Genomic DNA, 13,098 nt, shown 5'->3' on the forward strand with positions numbered 1-13,098 from the left:
CCCCAATCAAATGCTCATGCAAATTAAAAGGTATAAGAAACCGTGGTCATGACATTCCGTGGAGCTCCCGGGAATGCCCTGATGTAATCATAACCTCCTACCCAGTGTGTTTTATCAAAGATATTGTTAAAATTCATCTGGATCTGGAATTTATCGATCTTGTAATATACCGCAGCATTTACCAGCTCATAACCCGGAAACACCGGTGGCTCATCGGTCGCACCCAATGATCCGAATCGTTCTGTCACGAAGTTCCCACCAAGGCCAAATCCCAGCCCCTTCAGATTGCCCTCACTGATAATGTATTTGGTCCAAAAGTTTCCTGCGTGTTTGGGCGCATTGGGCTTTTGACGGCCCACCAGGTTTTCATCATCACTTTCCTCAATGGTGGCTTTGTTATAGGCATAATTGACGATTACACTCCAGTTATCGATAATCCTACCCACCAGGTCCAGCTCCGCTCCTTTGGAAAGGTCTTTCCCAGTCTGTACCAACAAGTCGGGATTACCAGGGCTATTGGCATTGTAGAGCGCACCCTTCTCGGTGAGGTAGTAAAAGGCCATGGTGGCACTTAGCCGACCTTCAAACCAATCACTCTTCACACCAACTTCCTTCAGCTCGCTGGTCAAGGGATCGAATGGCCCACCCGCTTCGGGATTATTGATCACCGTGGCTGTTTGCGGCTGGTAGCCTTGGACATAGGTACCATACAGGTTAATATTGGGTGTCAGGGAGTAAACCACGCCTACCCGGGGGATTAGGGCATCCTGGGTGACTTTTTCCTCACTGTCTGTCTTGTAATTCAGCAGGTCCGTATAGTATTCCTGACGAAGCCCCAACAATACCCTCAATTTTCCGATCTTCATTTGCTCCTGTACATATACCCCATGGGAGTAAAGGCTGGATTGCGGAAAGCTCCTGTTGCTGTAAATATATTTGCTGATATCCCGCAATTGATTGCCATAAGGATCGGTCAGGTCAAAATGGGGCACTACCGGAATCGGGTTGCCATCTGCATCCAAGGCGTACAATTCCCGATTGGCTGGGTTATAGGAGTTGATAGAACCTGTGCGGTCTGCCGTGAGGTAGCCTCTGGCTTGAAGTTGAGAGCCACCCGGGTGCAGGGTCTGCTGGAAGTAATCATACCCTACAAGCAACTTATGGTCCACATCACCTGTGCTGAAATCATAGTTAAAATAGTTGCTGAAATTATTATTGCTCCAGCTTCGCTGGCGAATGCCCATTCTCATTTCCACCTTTTCGATATCCAAGCTTCCATCACCGAGGTTTGCAAATTTGTTATTGCCACGGTGTTCCTGGAGGTCTTCACTGTAGTCTGACCGCATGAAGACGGAGTTGAAGCTCAGGCCATCGGTGATTTCATGTCGAAGGGAAATGGTCACATTGAGGCTTTCTTCCTTCAAATAATCGTTCACCGCATTGATAGACTTGCTGATGGGGACAGAGAAAAGGTCACCATTTCCGAATACCGCCTGTCCACGGTCCAGCATACCATCGGATTTTTGATACACCACGTCGAAGTTTAACAAAGTCTTCTCTGATGGCAAAAAGGAAAATGAAGGAGCTACGACCAAATTCTTGGCATATTGCAGGTCGCGAAAACTTCCCGAATTTTCATATCCGAGGTTTAAGCGATAAAGCAGCTTTTCATCTTGGGTCATAGGGCCGGTAAAATCACCTAGCATCCGGAAAGTATTAAAGCTCCCTACGGTGGAACTGATGGATTGGCGCTTTTCGCGCAGCGGCTTTTTGGTCACGCGATTTATCGTCCCACCGGCTGAGGCATTCCCAAAAAGAGCAGAGGCTGGTCCTTTGATCACTTCCACCCGTTCGATGTGGGGAATTAGCTGTTGCTTCCAGAAACTGGTAAAGGCCCGCATGCCATTCACCAAGTTACCGGAGATATCTTGGCCTTTTATCCGATGTCCCCTGATGGTGATGTCATTATAAAAGGTAAACTGGTTTACACCACTCACATTTTTCACCACGTCATTTACCGTATAGGCTCCTTGGTCCAGTGCCAGCTCCTTGGTCACATAGCCAATAGACTGGGGCACATCCCGCAGGGGGGTAGAGGACTTGGTTCCAATAAACGAATTGGTATTCTTGTAACTGGTCTCCGCTCGGCCGAGGATTTCCACCGTTTGCAGCTGGAGCTCATCTTCCGTCACAGAAACATCCAAAACGGTCGTCTCACCATTCCTGATGACCACCACTTTCGAAATGGGAGCATAGGTAAACGAACTGATCTTCACGGTATGCTCACCGACAGGTATATCATCCAATACGTACTCCCCATCCTTATCGGTAAGGGTTCCTTTAGCACTTCCCTCAATCAAGACATTGACATATTGGGCTTTTCCTCCCTTTTGATCGCTAACGGTTCCTTTTAGTTTTCCCGTTTGTGCCATACTAAGGGTGCTTAAGCTCAGGAAAAACAAAAACAGTAAACAGTATTTCATCTCTGAATATTTATTTAGACTTATTATTAATAAACGCAAAAGTATAAGATATTTTGTTAATAGACCAATCCAAAAGAAATTAAATCTTTAAGTAAAAGGATGAATTCTGTAACGCTCGAAAAGGGAATTTGTAATTGCCATGAAGCCGAATAGCTATTTCCGCACCATATGATTTGGTGCGTTAAAACAAGTCCATTCCTATCGGGTATAGGGAAGGGATAATGCGTTTTTGCGGAAATTTGTGGGAATTGGTGAAGACAATGCGGCTAAAACGAGCAATGCTCAATGGATCCACCATGGGCCGCACCCAGGGCTATGGACTTATCGCCCTTTCAGGGCTTGATTCAGATTTGCACATAGGAAGGTGCCCTCAAAAAAAATCAGCGAACATCTTCTTAATCTGCGGCATCTGGGGGTTATCAGCCTCCCATCACCTTTCCCTTTGATCAAACGGCTTTGGAGTTTTTACTTTAACAGGTTCATAGGCCTGGAGATTTGACCATTAAATGTTGGCCGAGTACCGCATCATATCACCATTCCTTTAGCTCCCAGAAAGCGGCCAGCAGGTAGGCAACAAAAAACTTCCTGAGGTGGGCAAGGCCACGATAAACCAATCTCCTTGCTGAGGAAATATGCGAAAACTCAAATATTTGTGCAATCTCCTGATAGCTGAGCCCTTCAAAATAAAAATAGTAAATCGCCTCCCTTTCACGGGTATCCAGTTGCTGCAGGGCCATGGTGAGTTTTTCGAGTTGTTCCCGCTCCATCTGTCGGTTAATATAAACGGTCTCATGGGATAGCTCGACTGGAAATTGCTTGAAGTCAAAAGCATGATGGGATGAAAACCGATGATGGTGTTTCTTTACGGCATCGATGATTCTTCTCTTAAAGCTCTTGAAAAGGTACGGTTTGATAGCATCTGTCTTGCCCAGCCCATTTCGTTTGTGCCGCAGGTAAATAAAAAAATCCTGAAGGGTATCCTTCACCAGGTCATGATCCATTGTCAGTTGGCAGCCAAAGTTAAAAAGGACATTTGCATACTGCTTGTAAATGGTGATAAAAGCCTCTTCATTGCCTGTCCTAAAAGCGTCCCAAAGGCGGCTTTCCTCCATTCCCACACCGAACCCGTCAGCTGCTGGAGCAGAGGAAGTGGCTGTTTTGGGTTTTATGGAACGTTCATGGAGCAAGGACATGGTGACGGGATTATGCGATCATCACCATAATTTCCATCTTGTATGGTGATAAATCATCCTGCACATTCCTGTACGATCATAAATAAGACGTACAAAAAAAGGGGCTGTCTCAAAATGTCAACACCAAAACATGATGCATCCTATTTTAAGAGACAGCCCCTTCTAAAGAATATCAAAGGATTATTGCCTTAATCAAAGATATACCTGATACCGATTTGTCCTCTCCAACGGCTAAGGAAATCGCTTACAAAATAAGGATTGCCGTCGCTCAGGCCAGAACCATCATAGCTGTATGTAGGGACATAACCGCCGTCTTCATAGCCCTCGAAGTTGATCAAGGAGAAGGAGTTATTGCTCACACTATATTGTCTGCCCCACTCCTTGCTGATCAAGTTGCCGAGGTTAAACACATCAAAGGAAAGCTGCAGCCTGTGATTGGTTTCCCCAACAGTAGCCAGCTTAAATTCATGCATAAAACGCAAATCCACCTGATTGGTCCAAGGGAGCTTGTCACCGTTTCGTTCTACATATTGTCCCCTTCTAGAGCTGAGGTACTCATTGCCTTCGATAAAGGCATTCAGTCTATTCCACTGAGAAGCTTGCTCAGAAGCTGAACCTACGAAGTTGATCTCATCGGCACTTGCCGGCACATAGATTAGATCATTTCCAAAGGTATCATCATTATTAATGTCTCCATTATACACATAAGAAAGCGGTACCCCTGACTGACCATTATAGAAAAGTCCGATGCTAGTGGAAGAACCATTTTTATAATTGATCTTATAGTTTACCGCAGCCACCACTCTGGAACGGATATTATTATCTGCAAAACCCAATTCGGTGTTATTGCCACCATTCACAGTCTCCACATATCTCCAGTTGGAGTAGGCTTGACTGGAAGTACCGCCATTGACGTCTTTGGATTCGCCATAGGTATAGGCAGCACTCATGGACAAACCTCCTTCAAAATTTTTCTGTAATTGGGCGGTCAAATTGTACGCATATCCTTTGTTGGTATTGGTCAGCAACAGAACATCATTAAAATTGCCATTCATATATTCTGAATCAAATACGACCCTATTATCAGGACCGCCTTGTAAGGTTCCAGCCTCTTGCTTATTCAAGTTTCTATAATCGATGTTCTTAAGGTTCTTGGAATAAATGGCTTCGAAAGTAGCGATCAATCCACCTGGAAATTGATGGTCCACTGCTCCATTTACCCTCAATATCTGCGGAAACTTAAAATCTTTGTCTGTAACATTGATTTCCGACGCAGTAAGTGATTGGCCTAAATCAGCTGCATCTGGCTGACCATACGGATCCGGCACAAATGTAAAATCCTCATTTCCACTAAACCGACCGATGCTTCCTTCATTCCTTGACAAATTAACTCGTCCAAATTCATTACCGGTATTCGTGTATTGGTTAGAGAGCCATACAAATGGCACTCGACCGGTAAACAGCCCAACACCACCTCTTACCTGAGTAGTACCGTTGCCATTCACATCCCAGTTGACGCCCACACGGGGAGAAATCATCAATTGCGCTCCGGGCATTTGGTCTGTCGCTACGCCATATTCAGCAAATTCTTCGTTAAACTGTTCGTTTACGGAAGGCTTTTCTGAGAAAGTCGGAATATCTAACCTAAGACCGGCAGTAAGTTTAAGGTCCCTGGTTGCTTGGTATTCATCCTGCGCATAAAAACCCAGCTGAAAAGCATTGAATTCAGCCCCTTGTTGAGGATTATCCGTTCTGGAATAAGAATAGTCATAGCTTCTCGGAAGGACTTCTCCAGGAGTACCTACGGTTTCAAAATCTTCCAGTGAGAAGTAACTATATGCCCCGAAGTTTTGACGGATAAACAAGTTATACGTGCTGTAAAATTCATTGTGTGTACCAAATGTCAAGGTATGTCTCCCTTTATACAAGGTCAAGTTATCCGTAATGGTCAGCACATCCTGATCGAGCTGGTTGGCTGTGGAAAAAGGTTCAGAACCTAAATTGATGCTTCTACCGCCACTTAGTCTCACGTTGATAGCAGGAAAAGGCTCTCCCAGATAATCCCTATCGTCCCTTACGGTGGTATAACCTATCCGTAGTTCGTTGGAAATATTATTGCTGATGTTACTGGTCCACTCCAATACGGTACTGTTGGTCGTAGAAGGGAAAAACTCACCGTTATTATAGAAATTGGCGGAGTTTGGACTTCTGGAACCGTCTATGTTCTCCCCGTACACATAAGAATGTCGCAAGGTCAGCTTGTTGTTCCGGTTGATGTTCCAGTCCAATCGTGCAAAGATCTTTTCAGAACTTGTGACATTGCTGTAAGCCCCATAAGGTCCTGGATCATATCCAAGTCTTTCGGCTACCGATGCCACTCGATCCATTTCCTCCACAGAAATATTGGAGCTCCCAGAACCTGGCTGGTACAGTAAAGGCTGCGTTCTGCTGGTCACTTCACCGTTGACAAAGAAGAACAACTTATCTTTTACCACAGGACCTCCCAGTCTAAAACCGGTTTGGTAATCGGTATAACTGTCCAATTTGGTTCGCTCTTCATCTGGGCTTTTGCCCACCAAATCTTGGTTATTGGAATAATAATAGAGCGATCCTTCGTAATTGTTCGTGCCAGATCTGGTGATGGCATTGATACCGCCACCGGTAAATCCACCCTGGCGCACGTCATAAGGAGCAATCACCACCTGAACCTGCTCGATGGCATCTAATGAGATCGGTTGTACCCCGGTCTGGCCACCATTGGTGCCCGATGAGGAAAGGCCAAAAACATCGTTGTTTACCGTACCGTCAATGGCAAATTGATTGTACCGGTTATTTTGGCCGGCAAAGGAAGTACCCGAACCAGCTGTAGAAGCCTGAGGGGTCAGCCTGGTAAAATCCGAGATAGACCTGGAAATAGATGGTAGAGAGTTGATCTGCTCATTGCTGATACTAGTGGCGGCTCCTGTCCGCTCATCATTGATCACAGGGTTTCGAGTGGCCAGTACTTCTACGCCCTCGATTTCAAGCCCCTCTTCTTGCAAGACCACATCCAGTCGATAAGCCTGTCCCAATTGCAGGTTAATGTTTTCTACTATCGCCTTCTCGAAACCAATAAAGGTGATTTCCACCGTGTATGGTCCACCTACTCGCATACCCTGGATGGTAAACCGACCATCCACCCGGGTAGAGGCACCATATTTCGTTCCTGATGGCGTGTGGGTGGCTACCACATTGGCACCAGGCAACGTTTCTCCACTAGGGTCTTCCACCACACCACTCATGCTGGCGGTGGTGATCCCTTGGCCATACAATGAGTTTACCCCAATCAGGAGCATCGTCATTGCGAATAGACTCTTTAGTAATAGTTGCTTCATAATTTGATTTGTGATTGATAAAAACTGATTTGCTTTAAAAGGTTTTCCAATACAAATGTATAGGACTTTACAGGGTTTTTATTTTAGTAATTGTTAAGTTTCTCCTTGCTATAATCGATTTTCTTAACATTAAATTCGCACTGGGCTAAAATTTTATTCTAAATATAAGAACTAAAAAAAGCAAATCCGAAAAAATAACACATCTATGTATCGAAAACACAGAATTTATTCTTTTCACATTCTTACACCGCCTCTACTTACTTTTGTTACAAATAAAGCCTATTTAATACAAAAAATTTTTCCAAATTGTTAATATCCCGTGAAAATGGCTTTTAAACACCCCTGCTAAAGTGATGTATTATCTTGGCCCTTGGCCGACCATCGGCCTCACGAAAGCTAATTTTCTTTTATAGGTGAACCTGATTTTCATAGGTTAATGCCAGCGACAGACGACCTTCTGTCACTTTTTTATTACCTTCATGATTTAGGTAAGTATTGCTTTGGAGACGGTAAAAATCAAGCATTCACCCAACACGATCCACCACTGCAATACGTTATGAAGAGGGATCACCGTTTGCAGTTTTGACAAACTGATAATTTCTGAAAAATATGAAACAAAAAGGAATAGGGTGGCTATACCTCTACTTATTTGCTGGGGTTAGCGATATGGTCATGATCGTGGAAGGCCATCCAGAGTACCGGTATTATACCAAGCCCTTGATCATGCTATCATTGGCCATTTATTTTCTCACTACGACGGCAGTAATCAAAAACAGCCTCCTTCGAAAATCCGTAGGAGCCGGGTTGATTTTCGGACTTGCAGGTGACGTGCTCTTACTTTTTCCATCTTTGTTCCTTTATGGTTTGGGGGCATTCTTGATCACCTTGATATGCTATACCATCGCCTTCAAGCTCACCCAAAATCACCAGATCAACCTCCGCAATATCAATTTCCTCAAAACGTTTTTCTATAACCTTCCCCTATACATTTTTGCGGCCATGTTATATTTCCTGGTGAATGATCACTTGGGGCAAATGAAAGTGCCTGTGGTGCTGTACATTTTGGCCATGGTCTTGATGGTATCCATCGCCAGGGAGCGCTTCAAACGCACCAATATGCTGAGTTTTATACAGGTATTTATAGGAGCACTTCTTTTCATGATTTCGGACAGTATTCTGGCATTGGACCTCTTCTTCAGCCCTATAGCCAATGCTGATATCCTGATCATGGGCACGTACATTTTGGCGCAGCTGCTCATCGTGATGGGTATTCGGAGTCACTTGGTCCACAGCCCTACGGCAAAATAGAGATCAAGCAATACTTCTCGGGGATGAATGTGGACATAGTCTTATGAAATACAATTTCACACCGTTAAAACGATGGTATTCCTCCAAGGGGCAAACGCCTTTAAAAAAATGTTCCTATTTGCATTTATATCCGCCGTTCCTACGGACCTTATCCTTTTGTGTGTAATCATTTTTGGTGCAGGTGACAACCTGCACCTTCTATATGACCCTCCGCCAAGGGCGGATTAGGCAGGATGCTCAGTTGTGAGAGCATATTCAGGGTTTAACCTCAACCAAGCCAACCACCATACATGAGCAGATAGCCGCGACGGCTTGTACGATCCAAATCAACAAATCATGGATCAAGCAGAAAAGATGGGGGCTAGCCTATTTCGATGGCTAAATATGTTTTGGCCACGGATGAACACTGATAAACACAGATAGGATGCTTAGGCATTGTAAATCGGTGTTCATCTCCCCAGAAATATGACTTGATCCAAAATAACAGGAATTAAGGCTATATCGATACAAAACCCAGGCTAAATAAAAATGAAGTGGATGCTGTAATCTACACGGAAAGTCATTAATAATTGCTTTGTACCTTTGAGCCTTCGTGGCGAATCATTATTCCCTAAATAACAAAATCTCTCGCCCCCAGAAACATTGCTTGATCCCTAACAATTGCTAAAAACAAAGCCGCAGCACCGTCCAGAAATCATCCTGGCGGTGCTGCGGCTTTAGAAACGTTTCTTTAAAACGCGATTATTTCTTCAATGCCAGTTGAATGCTCAGCTCTTTCAGCTGCTCATCGGCAATGGCACTTGGAGAATCGATCATAACATCCCTTCCGGAGTTGTTTTTCGGGAAAGCAATGTAATCCCTGATGGAATCACTTCCACCAAAGATCGCACACAACCGGTCAAAGCCAAAGGCTATTCCCCCGTGCGGTGGTGCCCCGTATTCAAATGCCTCCATCAAGAACCCAAACTGAGCCTGAGCCTCCTCATCGGAAAAGCCAAGATGCTTGAACATGGTCTTTTGGGTATCCCGGTCATGGATCCTAATGGATCCACCGCCGATTTCCACGCCATTGATCACCAAGTCATATGCATTGGCACGAACAGCTCCCGGATCATTTTCCAGCAGTGGAATATCCTCTTGCTTTGGAGACGTAAATGGATGGTGCATGGCATGAAAACGCTTGGTATCCTCGTCCCACTCCAAGAGTGGAAAGTCCAATACCCACAGTGGCTTGAATGTATTCTTGTCTCTCAATCCAAGGTCACTTCCCATTTTTAGTCGCAACTCAGAAAGCTGCTTTCTGGTGGCATTTTGATCCCCAGACAAAACAAGGATGAGGTCACCGGGCTGGGCATTCATTTTATCCGCCCAAGCTTTGAGATCCTCTTGGCTATAAAATTTATCCACCGAGGATTTAAAAGTGCCGTCGTCGTTGCATTTCACATACACCAATCCCTTGGCACCGATCTGTGGCCGCTTCACCCATTCGGTCAAGGCATCCACTTGCTTTCGGGTATAACTGGCCGCTCCTGGAGCAGCAATGCCCACTACCAATTCTGCCTCATCGAAAATCTTAAAGCCTTTGTTTTGAGCCACGTCATTCAGCTCCACAAACTTCATGTCAAAACGCAAGTCTGGCTTATCGTTTCCATAGTACTTCATGGCATCGGCAAAAGTCATCCGCTCCACTTCACCCAGCTCCACTTTCTTTACGGTACTGAACAGGTGCCTTACCAGCCCTTCAAAGGTGGTGAGGATATCTTCCTGCTCCACAAAAGACATTTCGCAGTCTATCTGGGTAAATTCCGGCTGCCGATCAGCCCTAAGGTCTTCATCACGGAAGCATTTTACGATCTGAAAGTACCGGTCAAAGCCGCTGACCATCAGCAACTGCTTAAAGGTCTGTGGTGATTGGGGCAAGGCGTAAAACTCGCCCTCATTGATACGGCTAGGCACCAAAAAGTCCCTGGCTCCTTCCGGAGTGGACTTGATCAGCACCGGTGTTTCCACTTCCATGAAGTCCAGTCCGTCCATAAATTTGCGGGTTTCCTGCATCATGCGGTGCCTCAGCTGAAGTTTCTCCCGAACGACCCTTCTTCTCAAATCCAAATAGCGATACTTCATCCGCAGGTCCTCACCACCGTCCGTCTCATCTTCAATCACAAAAGGAGGAACCTTTGCCGCATTCAGGACTTTCAGTGCAGTGGTCTTAACCTCAATGTCTCCTGTCGGAATTTTATTGTTTTTGGAAGTTCGCTCGATGACCTCACCAGCAGCTTGGATGACGAATTCCCGTCCCAATGAAGCCGCCTTTTCCAGCAGTGCCTGATCACTGGAGCCCTCTTCAAAAATCAGTTGGGTAACTCCATATCTATCCCGTAGGTCCACCCATACCAAACCTCCTTTGTTCCGTACCCGCTGCACCCAGCCGGAAAGGGTCACTTCTTCGCCCACATCTCCTATGCGCAATTCCCCACAAGTATGTGTTCTTAGCATATTTTTAATTTTTTATTCGATACCAGTCGCCAAAGATAATAATTCGATCCACAGTTTACTATTATGACAAAAAGTATCCTAGCATTTTTCTACCTATTTCCTCCTTGGAACAAAATTATCCTTCTTTTCTACACAATTCCAGCCCCTATCTTTCGTTTAAACCTAGAGATTTATCAAAAACAACCCATTTCAACGTAAAAAATAGCCTAACTACTTGCTATTTGACCAAAATTTAAACTTATTACAAGATCGTTTTAATTACCAAAAATCAACATTAGGGAATGAAGAAATCATGGATCGTGGCAGCAGGTATTGTGTTGCTAACGGCAGCAGGTTATGGCTTGTACGAGACCAAGCTAAAACCTCAACGTGAAGTTGTAGAAGCAGAAGTAACCGCCTTGGAAAGTGAAGAAAAAGCGGCGGTTAAGGAAGAACATTTACTTTATGGGATAAATGTAGACGAACTGGATGTTGTAGAAGGGAAAGTAGCCAGAAACCAAACCCTCTCCACTATCTTGGCACCCTTTAACGTACCTTACCAAATCATCGATCAAATCGCCAAGAAATCCAAGGATATTTTTGATGTTCGTAAGATCGCCTTTAACAAAAAATACACCGTACTCACCTCGAAAGACAGCAGTTCAAAAGCAGAATTTTTTATTTATGAACCAAACGCCGCTGAATTTGTCGTGTACAAACTGGACGGCAAGGACATTTATAAAGAAGCAAAGCCGGTAGAATTACGAAAAAGGGAAATCGCCGGTAGAATCACCTCATCCCTATACGTCAACATGACCGAACAGGGCATCACACCGGACCTGATTGATGAATTTGCAGATCTTTACGGTTGGAGCGTGGACTTTCAGCGCCTCCAAAAGGGCGACAAATACAAAGTCGTGTACAATGAAAAAGTGGTGGACGGCCAAGTGGTCGGAATAGAGCCTATCCAAGTAGCCTATTTTGAACACATGGGCGAACCCTATTACGCCATTCCATTTGAACAAAACGGACAAGTGTCTTTCTTCGATCTCGAAGGCAACAGTTTTAAGAAAGCCTTTCTGCGTGACCCGGTAAAATTCACCAGAATCAGTTCGCGGTATAGCTTGAGAAGGTACCATCCAGTGCAGAAGCGTTACAAAGCCCACTTGGGAACGGATTATGCAGCACCAAGGGGTACGGAGATCAGGTCTGTAGGAGATGGTACCATCATCGCTGCCAGCTACACCGGAGGAAACGGCAATTATGTCAAAGTAAAGCATAACGGCACCTATACCACCCAATACCTTCACATGTCCAAAATTGCCTCCGGCATTCGCAATGGCGTTCGTGTAAAACAAGGACAAGTCATCGGCTATGTGGGAAGCACCGGCCTGGCCACGGGACCGCACCTTTGCTTCAGGTTCTGGAAACACGGAAAGCAGGTGGACTGGTTAAATGAAGATATCCCACCTTCCGATCCTATTTTAGACGATAACAAAATGGCTTTCGAAAGGGTAAAAACAGAAAAAATGGATCAATTGGCATCAATTCCCTACCAAGAGAATCCAGAAGATAAACTGCTCACCCAAGCCACTGAATAGATGGTTTGATAAAGCGATCACAAAAAAGGTTTCCATGCTATCCATGGAGACCTTTTTTTATTGCCCCTTTGATAAAATTCAAAACCGATACATGGAATCTAGTGAATTTTGGAGCAAGCCATATTTCTGGGGAAATGGATAGTGAAATGTTTGCAGAGAAGGACCGTTCGTGCCCAAAAGATGATCGACTTCCTCCATGTACCAAAAACGGCTTTAGCGGAAATTTGTGGAGATAATAGGTGGCTAAAGCATTTTTACATTGTCCGCTCCTACAAAACTTTACTTCATGTGTGATACCCTTTAGGCAGCAAGTGGTCACCTGCACCAAGTGCCATGGGCACGACATGTTAGGGAACCTGCGGATTTAACAGCAGGATACTTCAAAGAACCCAACCACTTAAGGGAGTGCCAGCGGCCCAATGGATCGCTACCCTGTAGGATAATCTTCTTTCACATCCCTCGACACTAAACACGTACTTTACCACTCCCCGGCTGTACTCTTTGAACGGATGGGCGCTTTCCCCTGCTTTTCTACTGGAACCTTTAAAATCATTACGGTAAATTACGTACTAAAAACCGATAATTATTATTTAATACGTGGCAATGATTTACTAATCCTACCCGTTTATGAAGGACACCCCTTCTTTAGTCACTTTTCTATGCC

The 13,098-nt window shown here is 44.8% G+C and carries 6 protein-coding genes; 2 read left to right on the forward strand and 4 right to left on the reverse strand.

Translation table 11 applies throughout. The annotated features are described in order from the left end of the window. Positions 1 to 23: 23 nt before the first annotated feature. From ECHVI_RS04050 to ECHVI_RS04060, 3 genes are all read right to left on the reverse strand, one after another. Positions 24 to 2,483: a TonB-dependent receptor gene (locus ECHVI_RS04050; RefSeq protein WP_015264674.1), complete on the reverse strand. Its 2,460-nt coding sequence runs from the start codon at positions 2,481 to 2,483 to the stop codon at positions 24 to 26. A 530-nt stretch (positions 2,484 to 3,013) separates the two neighbouring features. Beyond that, positions 3,014 to 3,676, reverse strand: a complete 663-nt coding sequence (locus tag ECHVI_RS04055; RefSeq protein WP_015264675.1) for an RNA polymerase sigma factor — start codon at positions 3,674 to 3,676, stop codon at positions 3,014 to 3,016. Between the two features lie 188 nt (positions 3,677 to 3,864). Beyond that, positions 3,865 to 7,050 (reverse strand): TonB-dependent receptor, encoded by a 3,186-nt coding sequence (locus ECHVI_RS04060; protein WP_085939336.1) that lies wholly within the window; start codon positions 7,048 to 7,050, stop codon positions 3,865 to 3,867. Between the two features lie 609 nt (positions 7,051 to 7,659). Between ECHVI_RS04060 and ECHVI_RS04065 the strand changes: the two genes are divergently transcribed. Next, a complete protein-coding gene (locus ECHVI_RS04065; protein ID WP_015264677.1) occupies positions 7,660 to 8,358 on the forward strand; it encodes a lysoplasmalogenase in 699 nt (232 codons plus the stop codon). Between the two features lie 741 nt (positions 8,359 to 9,099). Here ECHVI_RS04065 and aspS read toward each other — a convergent pair. Beyond that, the gene (gene aspS / locus ECHVI_RS04070) at positions 9,100 to 10,854 is read right to left on the reverse strand and encodes an aspartate--tRNA ligase (protein WP_015264679.1); all 1,755 of its coding nucleotides are present in this window, start codon (positions 10,852 to 10,854) and stop codon (positions 9,100 to 9,102) included. 281 nt (positions 10,855 to 11,135) lie between these two features. On the opposite strand from aspS, the gene ECHVI_RS04075 reads away from it, so the two are divergent. Then, a complete protein-coding gene (locus ECHVI_RS04075) occupies positions 11,136 to 12,434 on the forward strand; it encodes a M23 family metallopeptidase (RefSeq protein WP_015264680.1) in 1,299 nt (432 codons plus the stop codon). Positions 12,435 to 13,098 lie beyond the last annotated feature (664 nt).

This window comes from Echinicola vietnamensis DSM 17526, from assembly GCF_000325705.1.
In the GTDB taxonomy this organism is placed as follows: Bacteria; Bacteroidota; Bacteroidia; order Cytophagales; family Cyclobacteriaceae; genus Echinicola; species Echinicola vietnamensis.

Excerpts from the sequence above, each read along its gene's own strand:
- ECHVI_RS04050 (WP_015264674.1), bottom strand. The coding sequence starts at position 2,483 with ATGAAATACTGTTTACTGTTTTTGTTTTTCCTGAGCTTAAGCACCCTT.
- ECHVI_RS04055 (WP_015264675.1), bottom strand. The coding sequence starts at position 3,676 with ATGTCCTTGCTCCATGAACGTTCCATAAAACCCAAAACAGCCACTTCC.
- ECHVI_RS04060 (WP_085939336.1), bottom strand. The coding sequence starts at position 7,050 with ATGAAGCAACTATTACTAAAGAGTCTATTCGCAATGACGATGCTCCTG.
- ECHVI_RS04065 (WP_015264677.1), top strand. The coding sequence starts at position 7,660 with ATGAAACAAAAAGGAATAGGGTGGCTATACCTCTACTTATTTGCTGGG.
- aspS (WP_015264679.1), bottom strand. The coding sequence starts at position 10,854 with ATGCTAAGAACACATACTTGTGGGGAATTGCGCATAGGAGATGTGGGC.
- ECHVI_RS04075 (WP_015264680.1), top strand. The coding sequence starts at position 11,136 with ATGAAGAAATCATGGATCGTGGCAGCAGGTATTGTGTTGCTAACGGCA.